The sequence below is a fragment of the Bremerella alba genome, from assembly GCF_013618625.1.
Classification (GTDB): Bacteria; Planctomycetota; Planctomycetia; order Pirellulales; family Pirellulaceae; genus Bremerella; species Bremerella alba.
The window spans coordinates 1-16,738 of record NZ_JABRWO010000011.1; the positions used below are offsets into that span (position 1 = coordinate 1).

The following is a 16,738-nucleotide window of genomic DNA, read 5'->3' on the forward strand; positions in this document are numbered from 1 at the left end:
CAAAGAGGAAGACTATGAAGCATTTCTTCGCGTGCTGGGCGAAGGGCTGCGGCGTTACCCGGTCGAGCTCTTCGCACTGACGTTGATGCCCAATCATTGGCATTTGATTCTTCGTCCCGAGCAAGACAGCATGATGGGGCGGATGCTCCGCTGGGTCACGGCCACGCACACGCAGCGTTACCACGCTCATTGGCGTTGGACGAACAAAGCCGATCGGGAGCCCCGTCTGCTTTCTCCCTGGCCAATTGCTCGAACGCCCAACTGGCTCCAACGTGTGAACGAATCACTTAGCGAGAAAGAACTCGGCGCCCTCCGCCAATGCGTCAGCCGCGGCCGACCCTATGGCAATCAAGAATGGACACAAGCCGAGGCCCAGCGTTCCGGCTTGAGTTACACCCTCCGCCCCCGCGGGCGGCCGCGTAAGAGTAGTTAGAGAAAAGACCCCCGTCCCCTTTGCTCTCTCTAAGGCCTGGTGGTGGAACGCTCTTTGGCATTGGCCTTCAGGTTGCAAAAAGAACCAATAACAAGGCGGTCGACAACAACAATATCAAGCAACTCTTTCGTATCGATTATTGGAACTTTCATAAACTTACACCTCCCTTAGGCCTGCATGTTCATTACCACATACCCTTTGCAGACAAAACCGCCCACCCCACCGGGGGTCCGCACAATAGGACAATATGGACGCCATAACGACAATTCAATCGCAACTCGACTTCTTCCTGCCTCAGCATCCTCACTGGTTGATACCCAGAACTGGATTGCAAATGGTCAAAATGCTACATGTACTAGATTGTAAATCGTTCCAGACATGGCGTTACTGGGAAGACCCGTCGAGCTCCGTAACCCTACCAACAGCTACTCTGAGAACTGATTCAGAGACAAGTGGTTTCTTCAATCGTCAATGGCGAGAAGAGGCATTTGGATTTCTATTTCCCGAATTGGCTTACGTCCCGATTAACTCACACATCGAGCTCTTTTCTGCACTCACCAAGTACTGCCAAGCCTTGTCGCATGGCTGTATCCCGAGAAAGGGTATCGCGAAGCAATTATGGCACACCCTATTGAGTACTGAATGGATAGCATTTCCTTTAGCTGTATCTCCTTTTATGGAAGAGGCTGCAACAGACTACTGCTTGGTACTGGTAAACAACAAAGAAGCATATGAGTTAATTGAAATAGAGTTCTCGGGGGATTCGAAGGTCTTTCAGTGGAAAGCCAATTTCACTGATTGGCCAATCCCAGCAGAGGCAGAGGACTTGGCTCATAGAATGTGGAACGAGGAACTTTCGCAGCTTTAGCTTCGGTTATCGAAGATCAAGACCCTGCCTCAATCCTCGACGATCCTTTGGCAACCGCCTACCAATACGATCTTCGCGGCAATCTCGACGAAACCCATCTCCCCAATGGTGTGATCGGATAAGGGATAAGGGGACGGGGGTCTTTTCTGGAACTATGGATGCGAGGCAAAAGCTTCAAGGCGATAAAGAAACGACTCCCCCAAAACACGCAGCTCGATCTTCCGGATTTCCCCTGCACTTTGCCAGGTGACAATCCCCATCGGTTCTGATTGATCGACGTCGCTTCGCGACCGCCCATGCCGTGACCAAAATATCTAACGGAGATTTGCTCGTAACGCTCATTAAGAGCTGCTACGTTAGAAAGTCCGCTAGCGGGTCAAACTATTCCTGTCGTTTTCTACAGGTCGGACGGGGTTCGTTTCTTCTCTCGACAACAAGTTGGAAGCCTGGATCGACGGTTGCAGGTGATCGACGTGACCATTGAAGGAAAGAAAATCTCGACGCGAAGCGAGTTTCAGAAAACCCCCGTCCCCTTTAAGCCCCCCCCCTTTTTTAGCTTCCCTGGTCTACTACAACGAAGCCTCGCGGTGGGTATCCCCGTATTTCGTATCCACTTCTTGAAATTCTTTCCTGAAGCGGTCCTGTGCCCTTTTTAGTTGGTCCCGCAGCGACGGGGAACGCCGTTCTTGCCGTAACCCGGGCCAGTCGGGGCACTCTCGCACGAGCTGAAACCAGGGAGCCCTGAATTCGTCACGGGGCTCTTCCAGGATCAAAGAAACGCGGTAAGCGAGAACATATCGGAATGCCCAGTTGTTATCGGAAAAACACGCCGCGAATGCCTCGCGCGGATACTCATCACTCCATAACAGCCCGCCAGAGACGCCGTCAAAGATGCAGATCGCATTAGGGTCCCAGGTTGTCTGGAGCAGGATCGCCAGCACACTTTCTGAGAAGGTCCATGGATGGTTCATTGAAATCTCATGTCAATCAATCTTGGGTCAACTCAAACATTCTCTCGATGAACATTCGATTTTGGCATTTGCTATGGTAACTTAAGACCTGCCCTGGAATCCAATCCCTGGAACAAAACTTATCGTTGACGAAAGTGGCCCGCCTTCGCACTAGCCCCGATACGATAGCATATCGCCAACAAGCCTGGGACGAGTTCACCGACATTCGTACACCGGGGTTTGGAGAATGCTAAACTGCCAGCGAACACACTTGAATGTCGTTCGACTTCATCAAGACCCCGCCATAATCAAAGCCCTGACGTTCTTTTTCCTCCTGGGCTGATCGCATGTCGATACGCCGGAAACGCGCGCTGGATGGCGGCCGAAGGAGTGATTAAAACATCCAACGGAGATTTACTCGTAACGCTCGCGAAGAGCTGCTACGTTAGAAAGCCCACTAGCGAGTTAAACTATGCCGGACGAGGGCTTTTGGGGCCCGGCCAAGCGTGCGCAGGAGGCGCGCTAACCGTTTCGCCTGGCCTTGAAAGGATCGGTCGTCGCAAGAGACCTCGGTTCCCCGTTTGTTGTATTAGGAAAAGCGAGAGATCATTTTATGTTGGAAGATTCAAACCAAATCGACATGGTTCTCAAAGGCAACAACGGCGAGGTGGTCTTTGTCATCATCGATGGCGGAGTGACGACCGACCCGGATAAGCGGCTAGAGCTTTTGAACCATAAGGTCCAATGTTGTGCCGGGGCTTTGTGCGATCAAGATCAGTGGGAAGAGTTGGGTTGTCCAAGCGACGTTGCGATCGAGGTGCAATGCCAATTCGAAGTGAACGAAGAGGCACCCCCGAAACAACTCAACTTCACCACCCCAGATGGCCGCGATATCGAGATGGCTATCCGGTTTGTTGCGCAGCCTAGCCCCTATGGCAGCTAGTGACTGCGTAGTCAAAGGCTGTATCGGAGGCCCGTTTTAGACGCTCACCGTATCCAGCTTCGCGATGATCGCTTCTCCGAATTCGGTTGTCGAGGCCGAGCCTTGCAGGTCGCCAGTTAGCGTTTTGCCTTCTTCCAGGACAGCGAAGAGCGAGGCTTCGATTTTCTTGCCGGCTTCCGTTTCGCCCATGTGTTTGAGCATCATGGTGGCGCTTAGCAGCAGCGCGGTGGGGTTGGCCAGGTTTTTGCCGGCGATGTCAGGGGCCGTACCGTGCACGGCTTCGAAGACGGCGGCGTCGGTTCCCAGGTTACCGCTGGGGGTCACGCCCAAGCCGCCGACCAGGCCACTGGCGAGGTCAGAGAGAATGTCGCCGAAGAGGTTTTCCATGACCAGCACGTCGAACTGATGCGGGTTAAGGACCATCTTCATTGCGGCCGCGTCGACGATGCAGTCGTCGTACTCGATGTCGGGGTAATCTTTGGCGACTTTATTGCATGTGTCTAAGAACAGCCCGTCACTGAGCTTCAAAATGTTGGCCTTGTGAATGCACGTCACGCGCTTACGGCCTAAGCTGCGGGCCGTATCGAAGGCGAACTTGGCGATCCGACGCGAGCCCGTTTCGGTGATCACGCGCAGGCTTTCCACCACGCCTGGAATGACGGTGTGTTCGAGTCCGCTGTAAAGTCCTTCGGTGTTCTCGCGAACGACAATCAAGTCGACATCTTTGAAAGGCGCGGGAACTCCTTTGAGCGATTTGGCTGGCCGATAGTTGGCATACAGCTGAAGCTCTTTTCGGAGCGACACATTCACACTGCGGAAGCCCGTACCGCTGGCAGTGGCCAGGGGGCCTTTCAGCGCGATCTTGGTCCGGCGAATGTTGTCGAGCGTTTCCTGCGGGAGCGGATCGCCATGTTTTTCAAACGCGGAGAGCCCTGCTTCGCAGGGGATCCATTCGATTGTCACGCCAGCCGCCGCGATGATGTCCTGGACAACGCTGGTGATTTCGGGCCCGATGCCATCGCCGGAAAGTAGGCAGACTTGGTACGACATGCGATTGCTCCTAAAAGTGTCTTCTGAGAGCGCGAGATCGCGTTCGGAAGCACCGGGTGGCGGACGTAAAGGTTGGTTAGGACCTATTTTGGGCATCCTTTTAGGGATGTCGAGCCTAGCCCGCGGCACGTGTCGTTTGTGTCTCTGCCGCGAAGAATGTCAGCGGTGCAGCACCGCCCTCAAGGACACGGCTTGCGGCAATGCGAATGCCCTTGGTAGTTGCTGGGGAAATCCGCACGAGGTTGAAAATTATCGTGTCGGACACGCGATCTAACCCCTTTGAGGTGATCGCAAGGGTTACGAGGCGAGTTCTTTGGGCCGCAAAATTTCGATCATTTGCCAGGGATTGGGCTGGGCGAACGCATTTTCCCAGCCGCCAGCAACATTCTCAAATAACGCTGCGTTAGCGGTTGTCATGCGGACGTTTTGGCTCGACAATTGATTAACCGCTAATTCCCACCCAGGGTTGTGCCCGATAATTAAAGAGGTGCCGCAGCTTGCGGGAAGTTTTTCCGCGACCGCGCGGATGTCCGCCGGAGAGCCGTGGTACAGCGATTTCGAGGAGATGACCTGCGTGGCTTCGGGGAAATGGCTTGCCATCAATTCCCAGGTCTGGGTGGTTCGCAGGGCGGCAGAATGAACCACTACGTCGGGGCTCCAACCTCGATTCGATAGTTCAGCGGCGATGCGAGGAGCATCTCGTAAGCCGCGACCATTCAAAGGGCGATCAAAATCGGCGACATCATCTTCCCAAGAACTCTTGGCGTGCCGCATCAAAATCATTCGTATCATCGGTGGTTTCTTTCGGCCATCGCGTGGCAGGCTGGGATTCTTCTGGCAATGGTCGCCGGGCATATCTCGGGCCGGCAACTGCAGGTGTCCCCTATTGTGTCGTTTGGATCTTTCTTTGAATATGCATCTAGTCGAACTTTTGACGTAAGGATGGCGACCCTATGAGCCAACAACCGACCGATATTCGCCTGGCCAATGTCGAGACGGAAAACGCAGCATCCCCACCAGAAGACGCACCGATCCGCTGCGCCGCAATCGATATCGGCTCGAACAGCATGCGTCTGGTCGTGGCGCAAAAGCTGGCAGGTTACGACTACCGCGTGCTCGACGAAGAACGTGAGTCAACGCGTTTGGCACATAGCTTATCGATCAACGGCAACCTCGACCCGGCAACGATCGATAATTCGATCAACGCCCTGCGTCGCTTCAAGAAGATTGCCGAAGGATTCGGCGTCTACGATATTCGCACCATCGCCACGTGCGCCGTGCGTGAGGCCGGCAACGGGGGCGAGTTCTGTCAGCGAGCCAAGGACGAAGTCGGGATTGATATCGAAGTGATCTCGGCTGATATGGAAGGCCAGTTGGCTTTTCGTAGCGTGGCCCAGGCTTTCGATGTTCGCGACATGAACGTAGCCATCGCCGACATTGGCGGCGGCAGCACCGAGGTCGTGTTTGCCTGTGGGGGGCATATCGAAGAGATCGTCCCGACTAAGCTCGGCTGTGTGCGGGCCACCGAACAATTCGGCATCAACGAAGAGCTTTTCACGACGCCGGATAGTTTGAAGAACATGATTGCCGGCATCGACAAAGAGCTGAAAACACTGCTCAAAAAACGCCCTTTCGTGCCGCAAGTTCTCTTTGGTACCGGCGGCACGTTTACCACCCTGGCGAGCATCCTCATGATGCAGCGCGGCGAAGTGGGGCAGATGGAATGGGGTTATCGCATACACCGGGCCGACGTCAGCCACATGCTGGACCTGCTCAGTAAGATGACGCTCAAAGAACGCAAGTCGCTGCCGGGGCTCAGTACCGATCGCGCCGACATTATCGTCGCTGGCATCGCCATCATCGACCGCCTGATGCACCGCATGGATGTCAATACACTGCGGATCCACGACCGGGGTATTCGCGACGGGCTAATGCTGAGCATGATGGAAGATCTCGAGCCTGGCTCGCCCGACGACAAAGCGGCCGATGACCAACGTCGCCAGGAAGCGATGGACACCTTCTCGCGAAGCTGCGGTGTCGACATGATTCACACGCAGCACGTGGCGAACCTGGCCGTCAGTTTGTTTCGACAACTAACGCCGCTGTTCAACCTGAAGGAAACGGACGACGAAACCATCTATGCTTCCGCCATGCTGCAAGACGTTGGTTACCTGATTAACTACGAACAGCATCACAAGCACAGCTACAGCTTGATTCTCAACAGTCAGTTGCCTGGTTTTTCGCGACATGCGTTGGAAATTGTGGCCAACGTGGCCCGGTACCATCGGGGAGCCAATCCGAAGAAAAAGCATGCAAACTTCACCCGTTTGAGCGACAATGATCAGACGCGGGTAAGGCAGCTGGCCGCCATATTACGTGTGGCCGGCGCCCTCGACCGAAGCCACCGCCAGCAGGTTTCTCAGGCAGAAATCACGCAACATCCCGATCACATCTTTGTTTCGATCGAAGCCACCGGCGACCCGGAAGTCGATTTGTGGGCGGCCCGATCACGCACCGAGTTGTTTTGCAAAGCGTTCAATACCGACATTCGCTTCGGGCTTCATCGACCGGCGGCGAGTGGCGTGTCGAACTAGTAAAGTTTAGTTTCATGGGAAAGAACACCAACTGGCTGGGAAAAATCGAGCCAGGGCATTCCATTTCAGAGGTCGCCAAGGAGGCGCTTCGTACGCGCTCGAGCCGCATGCTCGAGTACCTACCGCTGGCCGCCAATCGCTGGAAGGAAGATGTCGAGTACGTTCATCATTTGCGTACGTGGTCTCGTCGGACCCAGGCTGCCCTGCAGCTTTTTGCTTCTCTGCTTCCGCTGAAACGTACGACCGTCGTGCGTAAAGCGACCCAGAAGCTTCGCAAGGCCGGGGGTGAGGCCCGCGACTTGGATGTTTTCATGAAGCGGATTCGCAAGGCCAAGTTTGTCATTGGTGATGACGACAAGCGTGAAGTGCTGGCGTTTCTCAAAGGTCTCCGCAAGGCTGCTCAGCCCAACTTGGTCAAGACATGGGAGTGGGCCAAATCGGAAAACCTGGCCCGAAAATTCGAAGGCGTTGTTCTCCGCACGCGTTGGCGAGAAGTCGCTGAAGAAGAGTCCGTCGAGCAGATGGCCCCCACCCTGCTCGAACCGCTGGTGGTGCGCTTCTTTCACTTTTCACAGATGCTGGGCGAATCGCCAGAGTCGTTGCATCAAATGCGGATCGAAGGAAAGAAGGCCCGCTACGCGATGGAGTTGGTCGAAAGTGGTTTTCCCGCGAGTTTCCGCGAAGAACTGTATCCGGCGTTTGAAGAAGTTCAGTCCAAGCTAGGCGTCATCAACGATCATCACACGGCCGTCGAAAAGATTCTGCGTTGGCAAAACGAGACATCGACCAAAAAGTTCCCTGCGTTTCTCACGCAGTTGGTCGAGCACGAACGTGTCCAATTCGATGAGAAGGCCGAGGCCTTCCGCATCTGGTGGACCGAGTCTCGCGCTCAGCAGCTGAAAGAGCACTTCGATCAATACCTGGGCGGTCTCGGCTTGTCACCGACGGTTTAAGGACTTGCTTCGCGAACCAACTGGCTGATCTGCTTGAACTGCGGTGTGCCGGCCACACGGCACCATTCAAACAAGGCAGCCTCGGTGGTGGTGAGCGTGACGCCGGTCGACTCCATTCTCCGCAGGGCGAACTCTAGATCGTGCGAGAAACGCGCCCCCACGGCATCGGCTGCCAGGTACACGTCGTAACCCAGCGACAGCAGGTCGAGCGCCGTTTGCTGCACACACACGTGGGCCTCGATACCGGCGAGGATAATCTTCGGACGGTTTAGTTCTTCGAGCTTGGCGGCAATCGCCTGGCAGCTGCTGAACTGCAGTTTATCAGGCATCTCGCCCAGCTTGGCGGCTAGCGGCTCGACGGTTGCTCCTAACCCCTTGCGATACTGCTCGGTACCCAGAGCCGGTATGCCTAAGATCTCTGCACCGTCCAACAGTCGCCGTGTGTTCCAGACAATACGCTCGCGATCAGCAATCGAGGGAAGCAGTTTCTCTTGCATATCGATCACCAGCAGCACGGTGTTCGACGGATTCATCAGCAGCGGATTGGGAAGTGGTTCAGACATGGGGGCAACGATCAAAATAAGAAACAGTAAAACGTAGGGCCTGCGTGTCGCGGGGCGATCGGTGGCTAGTGCTAGTCGTTGCGACCAAATTGCGCCACAATACAGGGCCACAGCCTTAAGCCTAGCAATCGATACGTAAGCTCGCGAGGACTCTTGCATGCGAATTCGCTCGACGACCATCCTGGCCGTTCGCCACAAGGACCAAGTCGCCATTGGCGGCGACGGCCAAGTTACCATGAACACCAGCGTGATGAAATCGGACGCCTCGAAGATCCGTCCCCTGTTGGGTGGCAAAGTCTGGTGTGGCTTCGCCGGCTCGACCGCCGATGCGTTCGCCTTGTTAGAACGCTTCGAATCGTTCCTGAAAGATTTCCCCGGCAACGTCCCCAAGGCCGCGACCGAACTAGCCAAACAGTGGCGAACCGACCGGGCCATGCGTCGCCTCGAAGCGTTGATGGTAGTGGTCGATGCCGAGCAAACGCTGCTGCTCTCTGGCACCGGGGACGTCATTCAGCCGACCGACGGCATTTTGGGGATTGGCTCCGGCGGCAACTATGCCACGGCGGCCGCCAAGGCTCTGGTCCAGCACAGCGATCTTTCGGCAGAAGAAATCGTTCGCGAGAGTTTGAAGATCGCCGCCGATATCGATATCTATACCAACCATAACATCAAAATTCATCGCGTGGAGATGGTCTAATGTCGAAAGCCAATCAAGATCTAACGCCGCGCGAAATCGTGAAAATGCTCGACGCCGATATCGTCGGGCAAAACGATGCCAAGCGGGCCGTGGCCATTGCGGTTCGCAATCGCTGGCGTCGCCGCAATCTGCCGGAAGAACTTCGGCAGGAAGTGTCGCCCAAGAACATCCTCATGATCGGCCCGACCGGCGTGGGTAAGACCGAAATTGCCCGTCGTTTGGCAAAGCTCACCGGGGCCCCGTTTCTGAAGGTCGAAGCGACCAAGTTTACCGAAGTGGGCTACTACGGCCGCGACGTCGAAAGCATGGTCCGCGAGCTGGTCGACAACGCGATCGGCATCGTGCGAGAAAGCGAGCGTGAGGCCGTTCAAGAGGAAGCCAAGCAGCGGGCCGAACGGCGATTGCTCGACCAATTGATTTCGCCCCGCCCTGCCCTCTCGACCGGCGAGCCGGAAGAGCAAGAGAAACACGAACGCTCGCGACAGCGCATGAAAGAGATGCTGGAAGCTGGCCAACTGGAAGACCGCACCGTCGAGCTGACCGTCGAGCAAAAAGGCGCGCCGGTGATGATCGGCGGGATGGGCATGGAGCAGATGGATATGGATCTGCAAGGCATGCTGGAAAAGATCATGCCCAAAAACAGTACCCGCCGCGAACTGACCGTCGCCCAAGCACGCAAGGTACTGATCGAACAGGAAACCGAAGCACTGTTGGACAAAGAACGCATCTACGAAGCGGCAATCGACCTGGCCGAAAACCTGGGGATGATCTTCCTGGACGAGATCGACAAGATTGTCGCAGGCGAAGGTAAAGGAGGCACCGACGTTTCTCGCCAAGGAGTACAGCGTGACCTGCTGCCAATCGTCGAAGGCACAACCGTGCAAACCAAATATGGCTACGTGAACACCGATCACGTCATGTTCGTCGCCGCCGGGGCGTTTCATAAGGTGAGCCCGAGCGACCTGATGCCAGAGCTACAAGGCCGCTTCCCCATCCGCGTCGAACTTTCCGACCTGACCAAGGAAGACTTCGTCCGCATCTTAACTGAGCCGAAGTCTTCGCTCACGCGGCAATACGTCGAGCTGATGAAAACTGAAGAAGTAGCCGTTCGCTTCACCGCAGATGCCTTGGAAGAGATTGCCTCGTACGCGTTTCAGGTCAATCAAACCACACAAAACATCGGTGCCCGACGGCTGTACACTATTATGGAGCGCCTGCTGGAAGAACTGAGCTTCGAAGCCCCAGACATGAAGTACGGCACGGTAGAAATCAACGCCGCCTACGTGAAGCAGCGGCTGGATGACGTGAGCAAGGACGAGGATCTGAGCCGATTTATTTTGTAGGTCAGCTTAGGACCCTGCTGGCTACTACTACTGAGATTTCCACCATGTGTAGCCTCTTAGGAGTGTGCCACTGCCGCTCTCGGCAGTGTGAAGTGGCAAGTCGGATATCTGGTCTTTTGGCTCCATTCATGTCCCTAGTTTCAAAAAGGCGGAGGGCACTTCCTGGATCATCGTAGTGATCTTGGATTGAGTTGAATCGAATCTATCTGGCATTCACACCGCCGAGGGTGGCAGCGGCGCGTCCGCGCAGAAATCAATAACTGCGTTGTGTGTAATTCTTGCTGGCATATATTTGTATTGGTAATCAGTAAATGACAGAGATACCAGCAAGCAAGATTTCGATGGTTTCGTTTGCCGACTACGAAATAATTAATTTGCTCCTTAAAGAGGATAGTTTTTCTTGTACGCTTGGTGGCTGTTATATAAAAGGCGAAGGAAGTGTCGATTCCGACGTGACCTTGCGAATTGACGATTGGACGTCTTTACAAATAACGCGGTATGACGAAAGCGGCGAGAATCCCCGCACCGTCACAGTTGCCGAAGCAGGCCAAATTCGCGAAATTTGTGAATCGAGATTATCCGAAGAAAGTGCTGTTATTTCAGGATTCAACGTGAGCACAGGACATTGGCAAACTTTTGAGTTCTTATGCCCAACGTTATCTATAACTGTGATTGAATAGCTTCTTGAGTTGAGGCATGAGCCCGGCCACCGCTGGCAGATGTTCTGTTCTGCCCAGTCGGGCCATTTCGGCGCATGGTCGTCGTTTTGCCTCCTTTGCGTGATACAATGTTCCTTCGCCGTGCCGCTTCGGGCCGTTACGTATGGGATGAAGATAGAATGTTGATTGGTTTTTTGCGTCTGCTCGTATTGGCTCCTGTGTTGTTGCTTCTTTTCGGTTCGTCGGTAGGTGCCGCGACTCAAGATGCGAATACGCAAGTATTCAGAGCGACGTTTAAAATCGTTCACAAAAAATCTACGGCGACCGGCTTCGTGCTTTCGCCGGACGGTGGCAAAAGCTTCATCTTGATCACCGCTGCGCACGTGTTGGATCAAACCCCAGGCGAACAGACGACGGTCGTGTTTCGCTGTCAGACCGGAGAGGGAGAATACACCAAACTCCCGACTCAACTGGTCATCCGAAAAGGTGATACGCCGCTGTGGGTAAAGCATCCGACGGAGGATGTGGCTGCTATTTCGGTCAAGCCTCCGGTGGAAGCTGACTTGGCAGTCCTCTCGACGGATAGCCTTATGACGGACGACGACCTAAGAGCACTTCAAGTTCATCCCGGCGAACGCCTGACGTTGCTCGGGTACCCCCACCGAGAAGAATCAAGTGAAGCTGGTTTTCCGATTCTTCGTGATGGGCCGCTGGCATCCTTCCCGCTGCTTCCTACGAAGAAGACGAAGACATTCTACTTAAGCACCAATTCGTTTAGTGGTGACAGCGGCGGCCCAGTCTTTGTGACGCGATCAGGCGAAGCCGACGGTCCTACAGAGCGTGTGCCACGAATTCTGGGACTCATGCAAGGGCAACGCTTACTGAACGATACACTGGAAGGAAGCTACATTACCGTGAAGACACGACACCAGTTCGGGCTCGCAAACGTCATTCACTCCTCGCTTATCATCGAGACGATCCGCCTGATGAAGTGAGCTTCGTTCTTGCGCCGACTGGGGCATAGATCATCTCTTCAACTCGCACCTTCTCTTTGAGGTGTTCACCCAGTGCGAGTTAGGTACCAGTAGGCCACTCTGCGATTGATCGAAGGTCGCGATTCTTAGCGTTTTATCGCCCGGATTCGGCGAAGGTTCTCGTAAACTCGAAGGTGCGTATCATCGTGGGATTTAATATCCATTAAGAGGTGTTGGACTTTTCATTCACTCGGCTGATACCCGCATTTTGGTGCTAAAGTCGACCCTTTGGTTGTCGTGTGGTTAAGGTTTAGTGAATGCGAGCCAAGCAGGTAGACGTTCTGGATTGAGATGGATAAAGTATCCAGGCATGCGGGCAGCCCGACAGGAAAAATGGTCGTGGCAAGCTGGGCTCTGTTGCGTCGACAGCGGTGTACGGCGTTCGTTGGCAGCGTATTTAGGGCCTGAGTTCTCTGGCAAAAACATGCGAAATTCATTCACATCGCATCCCCTTAATGGCAAGCAAGGTAATGACGAATCGTTCACCTTTTAACGCGGTATCGCGTCGGACTTTTCTCTCGGCAGCTCCCCTTTCGGGTATGGCTCTTCTATCGGGTGGATATGCTTGGGGGAGTGACTCGGCGACGCAAACTCGTCCGCCGTATGCCAATTTGAATTGGGATAGCGTTCAAGCCATCGGCTCGGTAACGCACGCCCATTGCCGGTCGCAACGTTCACTAGATTTGCTGTGCCGACGAGGGCTGCGGCACTTGGCGATCTCGAATTACTATCCCTCGGCTCCGTGCAAACCGGACGAGCGGATTGGGCAATACAACGTGGGCCAAGATTTCGGCACGGTCCCCGGCGAAGGCTATGTTCATCGCCAGTTCCGCTGGAACGAAATCATTCAAGATCCGAAGTCAGGCTGGTACGACAAACTGCCGGCCGGATTGCAGGAAAGGATGCCCTTCGAGGTCGGTGGACCTTGCTTCACGCAAATTCCGTCGGACGTCATCATTTGTCCGAATGCCGAGCATCACTCGATGACCGATCACAACGGGCATTTCAACGCGGTCGGTTCCGAGTTTCGGAGCGGCACGTTCGATGCCCGGAGCAAGTACATGCTCAACAAGCATGGCTATACGATGGGGACCGGCTTGCCGTGGAAGGATGCCTTTTCGCGGATGTTCGCTGAGCTTCAGGTGGCTGATGGGGGCGGCGTAACGATCAATCACCCGGTATGGAGCGGCGCGTCGCACAAGCAGTTGCTTGAATTTCTCGACTTCGACCCGCGTGTTCTGGGAATGGAAATCTGGAACAACACGGCCCACATGCTTAACGGCAAAGGATGGTCGCTCAACGAGTGGGACGCCGTTTTGGCGACGGGTCGCCGCTGTTACGCGTTTGCAGTTTCCGACCATGCTCACAACTCGGACCCGGCTTTCCAGGGGCAAAACGTCCTGTTGGTTGACGCCAATACGCCGGCCGAAGACTTATCGGCGGCCTGTCTGAGAGCGTACCGCAACGGCGACTTCTACGCTTGCTTGGAAGGACGCATCAAGTTGAAACGTCTGGAGCAGACCGATGGCCAGCTTCACGTCGAGCTCTCTGCCCCCTGCACGATTCGTGTTGTTTCTGCCCAGGGAACGCTTCACGAAGAGACAGGCGAAACCTGCCGCTGGAGTTTACCGCAAGGTTCGGCGGCGCTGCAAAACCATGTTTACCTTCGCGTCGAGGCAGCGGAAATCGACGGCGAGGATCAAGTGTTCACTCAGGCATTGCCTTTGGCGTAACGATCGTTCGGCGGATTTGTTTTGAACTTTGACTTCTGTTTATCACTTTTACGGCTTAGAAGAGATCCATGAAAATTGCCCACAAAAAATCTGCGTTCACCTTGGTCGAACTGTTGGTGGTCATTGCGATCATCGGCGTTCTGATTGCGTTGCTTCTGCCGGCCGTGCAACAAGCTCGCGAGGCGGCCCGCCGTATTCAGTGCAACAACAACCTGAAGCAATTGGGTTTGGCGATGCACAACTACCACGACACGTTCTCTTCGCTTCCTCCCGGCTGGATCGATGTGGGCAGCAGCAATAATTTCATGGGCTGGGGAACCTACCTTTTGCCGTACGTGGAACAGTCGGCACTGCTCGACGAGATGAAAGCGGTTGGCGCCTACGATGAGGCCTGGTTCAACATAACCGACATGGAAGACCTGGCGAAATTGCCCTTGGACGCGTTCATTTGTCCTTCCGATCCTTCTAGCGGGCTCAACATTCACTTGAGTGGCTATGGCAAGTCGAACTACACCGGCGTCGGTGCTTCGCACTATCTCGGGGGAAGTGGTGCCGACGGCACATTCTACGACAACTCGTTCGTCAAGTTCCGAGATATGACCGACGGGTTAAGCAATGTGGCTTCGGTCGGTGAACGCAGCACGTTGAAGAAAACGAACTGGACCCAAAAGAAGGCGACCCTTTGGATTGGAGGAACCAGCAGTGGAACGTACTACCATAACAACGCCATCATGACGACCGGCTATTACGGGATCAACGGCGCGGCGGGTTCCTATAACTTTACCAGTGCCCATCCTGGCGGAGCACTGTTTTTGTTCGGCGATGGCTCGGTCCACTTTCTTAGCGAGACCATCGATACCGACACCTACAAGAATCTAGGTCGCGTTCGAGACGGCAACGTTTTGGGCCAGTATTAATCGGCGAGATCCACAGCCCCACGTCGCGCAACGTACGCGCTGGCGTGGGGCCTTTTTTCTTCATCACAACCATTGCTCGGGAAAATCCCAAGATGCTCATTCGATTCCTATTGTTTGTCCTGGTCGTTGCGGTCGTCGGTTGCTCGTCGAGCGAAGTGCCGCCGCCGCCGGAAGCACTTTCGCGAGATCAGTTTGTTGCCACGCTCGATGAAGTGGCCAAAACGGGTCAGTTTGAAGAACAAACGTTGTTGCAGTTGACTATTGGCCTCGAAGAAGCCGGCCTGATGGGAGAAGCGGCTTCGGTCCAGCAGATTGCTTCGCTGGGCAATGATCGCCAGATTAAGCAACATGCCAAACGACTGTCGGCAAGCGTTAAGAAGGGCCTCGCAGCGGGTGGTGCCCCCTAGCGGCTTACGACGCTTCCAATGCGTCTTTTACCTGCAGCGGCACGTTATCGAGATCGGTTCCGACTGACGAGATTGTGAACTGCCGCGACGTCTCTCCTAGGACTTCGATATCGATCCGCAGGTAATCGTGAGGCAGGCAGTTGACGACTCGGTCGGCCCATTCCAATAGTGTGATGCCGTCGGAGTCGAAATACTCCTCGGGGCCGAGTTCCAGGAATTCGTCATCGTCTTTAATGCGGTAGACGTCGAAGTGATAAAGCGTTTTGTTGCCGTAGTAACGCTGCATGATGACGAACGTCGGGCTGACGACGTCTTCGGCCGGGATGCCCAGTTGGTTGGCCATCGCTTTGACTAGCCGCGTTTTGCCGGCTCCGAGTGTGCCGTTCAGGGCGACGACGGTGCCCGGCGGGATGGCCTCGGCGAGAATGCTCCCGAGTTTGTTGGTATCGTCTTCGCTGGTCGCTTCCCAGGTGATGTTGCTCATGGTGGCTTGTTGGCTATTGGTGCGAAAAACCTTCTGGCTTCAAGGGCTGGCGCTGGCCGGTTTCGTCCAGCAAGAACAGCTTAGTGCCTGATTGAATGGTTCCTATTTTTGTCACTGGGGTTGAATCAGTCCATTGGGCTTCCAGGTGAGCGGCCTCGGCCCCCGGCACGGTGAAGAGAAGCTCGAAATCCTCGCCATCATTCAGGGCATGCCACCATGGGGGCCTGCCGGTGGATTGGCTCATTTGTTTTGCCGCGTCAGAAATGGGAAGCAGACGAGCGTCGATCTCGGCCCCGACCCTGCTTTGCTCGCACAGCCGCGGCAGGTCGATCGAGATGCCGTCGCTGATATCCATGCCTGCGGTCAAACCGCAAATCTCGCGAAGACGGATCGCCTCGCTAATGCGCGGTTGAAAGTCGATGTGCCCGCCGAGGATGCTACCACCAAGGGACCCGGTCACATAGATCGCGTCGCCAGGTTGGGCTCCTTCACGCAGTAGCGGCTTATCCCGCGGACAACGTCCCAGCACCGTAACACTGACGGCCAGCTTACCGGGCCAGCTGTTCGTGTCGCCACCCAAGATCGGACAGTTGAACGTTGCTCCTAGCTGAGCGGCTCCCTCGTAGATCTGTTTAGCCAGCTCGAGCGACGGGGCTCCCTGGGGCAGAAGCAGCGTCAGGAACGCTCCTACGGGCTCGCAGGCCATGGCGGCGATGTCGCTGAGATTGATGGCCAAGGCCTTGCGGCCGATCTGCTGCGGTGTGACCTCAGCCAGGTGAAAGTCGGTCTCGTCCGAGATCAGGTCGGTACAGACGACCAGCTTCTGATCGGCCTGCCACGATAGCACGGCGGCGTCGTCACCGATGCCAATGCTATCGGGCGAAATCGTTTGCTTTTGAGCGGCAAGATACTTGAGGAACGCTTGTTCCACGGCGAGAGACTTTCACAGGGTGCGTTTGGGTTGCCTGTGAATTATAGAAGAGACGCGGCTCGGTTCGAAGGTTGGGCTGATTTGGGCCACGTCAGACGAACGGAGACGCTTTGCTGCTTGCTGGGGTGGAAGGCGGGACCCTGGTTGGCCTCTCACCCTAACCTTCTCCCCGGAGGGGC

Annotated in this window: 19 protein-coding genes; 12 read left to right on the plus strand and 7 right to left on the minus strand. The window is 55.2% G+C overall.

The window, feature by feature from the left end; all coding sequences use genetic code 11:
• A partial coding sequence (locus HOV93_RS18540) for a transposase (RefSeq protein WP_207398031.1) occupies positions 1-433 on the plus strand: 433 nt, incomplete at its 5' end.
• A gap of 29 nt (positions 434-462) precedes the next feature.
• Here the strand turns inward: HOV93_RS18540 and HOV93_RS26210 are convergent.
• Positions 463-585: a hypothetical protein gene (locus HOV93_RS26210; protein WP_261358633.1), complete on the minus strand. Its 123-nt coding sequence runs from the start codon at positions 583-585 to the stop codon at positions 463-465.
• A 95-nt stretch (positions 586-680) separates the two neighbouring features.
• On the opposite strand from HOV93_RS26210, the gene HOV93_RS18545 reads away from it, so the two are divergent.
• Positions 681-1,301 carry a hypothetical protein gene (locus tag HOV93_RS18545; RefSeq protein ID WP_207398032.1) on the plus strand — a complete coding sequence of 207 codons (621 nt, stop codon included), beginning with the start codon at positions 681-683 and terminating at the stop codon, positions 1,299-1,301.
• Positions 1,302-1,870: 569 nt separating this feature from the next.
• Here HOV93_RS18545 and HOV93_RS18550 read toward each other — a convergent pair.
• On the minus strand, positions 1,871-2,272 hold the full coding sequence (locus tag HOV93_RS18550; protein WP_207398033.1) for a hypothetical protein: 402 nt from the start codon (positions 2,270-2,272) through the stop codon (positions 1,871-1,873).
• A 592-nt stretch (positions 2,273-2,864) separates the two neighbouring features.
• Here HOV93_RS18550 and HOV93_RS18555 point away from each other — a divergent pair.
• On the plus strand, positions 2,865-3,194 hold the full coding sequence (locus HOV93_RS18555) for a hypothetical protein (RefSeq protein WP_207398034.1): 330 nt from the start codon (positions 2,865-2,867) through the stop codon (positions 3,192-3,194).
• 36 nt (positions 3,195-3,230) lie between these two features.
• Here HOV93_RS18555 and HOV93_RS18560 read toward each other — a convergent pair whose 3' ends face one another.
• Both HOV93_RS18560 and HOV93_RS18565 read right to left on the minus strand, forming a co-directional pair.
• Positions 3,231-4,244: an isocitrate/isopropylmalate dehydrogenase family protein gene (locus tag HOV93_RS18560; RefSeq protein WP_207398035.1), complete on the minus strand. Its 1,014-nt coding sequence runs from the start codon at positions 4,242-4,244 to the stop codon at positions 3,231-3,233.
• A 297-nt stretch (positions 4,245-4,541) separates the two neighbouring features.
• Complete coding sequence (locus tag HOV93_RS18565) at positions 4,542-5,036, minus strand: SixA phosphatase family protein (protein ID WP_207398036.1); 495 nt, start codon at positions 5,034-5,036, stop codon at positions 4,542-4,544.
• Between the two features lie 161 nt (positions 5,037-5,197).
• Here HOV93_RS18565 and HOV93_RS18570 point away from each other — a divergent pair, with 161 nt between their 5' ends.
• Complete coding sequence (locus HOV93_RS18570; RefSeq protein ID WP_207398037.1) at positions 5,198-6,838, plus strand: Ppx/GppA phosphatase family protein; 1,641 nt, start codon at positions 5,198-5,200, stop codon at positions 6,836-6,838.
• Positions 6,839-6,852: 14 nt separating this feature from the next.
• Positions 6,853-7,791: a CHAD domain-containing protein gene (locus tag HOV93_RS18575; protein WP_207398038.1), complete on the plus strand. Its 939-nt coding sequence runs from the start codon at positions 6,853-6,855 to the stop codon at positions 7,789-7,791.
• On the opposite strand, the gene HOV93_RS18580 is transcribed toward HOV93_RS18575, so the two are convergent.
• The gene (locus HOV93_RS18580; protein WP_207398039.1) at positions 7,788-8,354 is read right to left on the minus strand and encodes a hydrolase; all 567 of its coding nucleotides are present in this window, start codon (positions 8,352-8,354) and stop codon (positions 7,788-7,790) included. The two genes, HOV93_RS18575 and HOV93_RS18580, sit on opposite strands and share 4 nt — an antisense overlap.
• Positions 8,355-8,511: 157 nt before the next feature.
• On the opposite strand from HOV93_RS18580, the gene hslV reads away from it, so the two are divergent.
• The 7 genes from hslV to HOV93_RS18615 all read left to right on the plus strand — a co-directional run bounded on the left by hslV (position 8,512) and on the right by HOV93_RS18615 (position 15,144).
• Positions 8,512-9,051, plus strand: a complete 540-nt coding sequence (gene hslV, locus HOV93_RS18585; RefSeq protein ID WP_207398040.1) for an ATP-dependent protease subunit HslV — start codon at positions 8,512-8,514, stop codon at positions 9,049-9,051.
• Positions 9,051-10,394, plus strand: a complete 1,344-nt coding sequence (hslU, locus tag HOV93_RS18590) for an ATP-dependent protease ATPase subunit HslU (RefSeq protein ID WP_207398041.1) — start codon at positions 9,051-9,053, stop codon at positions 10,392-10,394. Before hslV ends, hslU begins: the two co-directional genes overlap by 1 nt.
• Before the next feature lie 311 nt (positions 10,395-10,705).
• Positions 10,706-11,074 (plus strand): hypothetical protein, encoded by a 369-nt coding sequence (locus HOV93_RS18595; RefSeq protein WP_207398042.1) that lies wholly within the window; start codon positions 10,706-10,708, stop codon positions 11,072-11,074.
• 158 nt (positions 11,075-11,232) lie between these two features.
• Positions 11,233-12,048 (plus strand): S1 family peptidase, encoded by an 816-nt coding sequence (locus tag HOV93_RS18600; protein ID WP_207398043.1) that lies wholly within the window; start codon positions 11,233-11,235, stop codon positions 12,046-12,048.
• Positions 12,049-12,626: 578 nt separating this feature from the next.
• Positions 12,627-13,820, plus strand: a complete 1,194-nt coding sequence (locus tag HOV93_RS18605) for a hypothetical protein (protein ID WP_207398044.1) — start codon at positions 12,627-12,629, stop codon at positions 13,818-13,820.
• A gap of 68 nt (positions 13,821-13,888) precedes the next feature.
• Positions 13,889-14,737, plus strand: a complete 849-nt coding sequence (locus HOV93_RS18610) for a DUF1559 domain-containing protein (RefSeq protein ID WP_207398045.1) — start codon at positions 13,889-13,891, stop codon at positions 14,735-14,737.
• Between the two features lie 92 nt (positions 14,738-14,829).
• On the plus strand, positions 14,830-15,144 hold the full coding sequence (locus HOV93_RS18615) for a hypothetical protein (protein WP_207398046.1): 315 nt from the start codon (positions 14,830-14,832) through the stop codon (positions 15,142-15,144).
• Positions 15,145-15,148: 4 nt separating this feature from the next.
• Here HOV93_RS18615 and tsaE read toward each other — a convergent pair whose 3' ends face one another.
• Entirely contained in the window at positions 15,149-15,628 is a 480-nt protein-coding gene (gene tsaE / locus HOV93_RS18620; RefSeq protein ID WP_207398047.1) for a tRNA (adenosine(37)-N6)-threonylcarbamoyltransferase complex ATPase subunit type 1 TsaE, read from the minus strand.
• 13 nt (positions 15,629-15,641) lie between these two features.
• A complete protein-coding gene (locus tag HOV93_RS26475; RefSeq protein ID WP_207398048.1) occupies positions 15,642-16,559 on the minus strand; it encodes a thiamine-phosphate kinase in 918 nt (305 codons plus the stop codon).
• Positions 16,560-16,738 lie beyond the last annotated feature (179 nt).

Bases quoted from the DNA above. Each gene is read 5' to 3' on its own strand.
- HOV93_RS26210 (WP_261358633.1), bottom strand. From the start codon at position 585: ATGAAAGTTCCAATAATCGATACGAAAGAGTTGCTTGATATTGTTGTT.
- HOV93_RS18545 (WP_207398032.1), top strand. From the start codon at position 681: ATGGACGCCATAACGACAATTCAATCGCAACTCGACTTCTTCCTGCCT.
- HOV93_RS18550 (WP_207398033.1), bottom strand. From the start codon at position 2,272: ATGAACCATCCATGGACCTTCTCAGAAAGTGTGCTGGCGATCCTGCTC.
- HOV93_RS18555 (WP_207398034.1), top strand. From the start codon at position 2,865: ATGTTGGAAGATTCAAACCAAATCGACATGGTTCTCAAAGGCAACAAC.
- HOV93_RS18560 (WP_207398035.1), bottom strand. From the start codon at position 4,244: ATGTCGTACCAAGTCTGCCTACTTTCCGGCGATGGCATCGGGCCCGAA.
- HOV93_RS18565 (WP_207398036.1), bottom strand. From the start codon at position 5,036: ATGATACGAATGATTTTGATGCGGCACGCCAAGAGTTCTTGGGAAGAT.
- HOV93_RS18570 (WP_207398037.1), top strand. From the start codon at position 5,198: ATGAGCCAACAACCGACCGATATTCGCCTGGCCAATGTCGAGACGGAA.
- HOV93_RS18575 (WP_207398038.1), top strand. From the start codon at position 6,853: ATGGGAAAGAACACCAACTGGCTGGGAAAAATCGAGCCAGGGCATTCC.
- HOV93_RS18580 (WP_207398039.1), bottom strand. From the start codon at position 8,354: ATGTCTGAACCACTTCCCAATCCGCTGCTGATGAATCCGTCGAACACC.
- hslV (WP_207398040.1), top strand. From the start codon at position 8,512: ATGCGAATTCGCTCGACGACCATCCTGGCCGTTCGCCACAAGGACCAA.
- hslU (WP_207398041.1), top strand. From the start codon at position 9,051: ATGTCGAAAGCCAATCAAGATCTAACGCCGCGCGAAATCGTGAAAATG.
- HOV93_RS18595 (WP_207398042.1), top strand. From the start codon at position 10,706: ATGACAGAGATACCAGCAAGCAAGATTTCGATGGTTTCGTTTGCCGAC.
- HOV93_RS18600 (WP_207398043.1), top strand. From the start codon at position 11,233: ATGTTGATTGGTTTTTTGCGTCTGCTCGTATTGGCTCCTGTGTTGTTG.
- HOV93_RS18605 (WP_207398044.1), top strand. From the start codon at position 12,627: ATGGCTCTTCTATCGGGTGGATATGCTTGGGGGAGTGACTCGGCGACG.
- HOV93_RS18610 (WP_207398045.1), top strand. From the start codon at position 13,889: ATGAAAATTGCCCACAAAAAATCTGCGTTCACCTTGGTCGAACTGTTG.
- HOV93_RS18615 (WP_207398046.1), top strand. From the start codon at position 14,830: ATGCTCATTCGATTCCTATTGTTTGTCCTGGTCGTTGCGGTCGTCGGT.
- tsaE (WP_207398047.1), bottom strand. From the start codon at position 15,628: ATGAGCAACATCACCTGGGAAGCGACCAGCGAAGACGATACCAACAAA.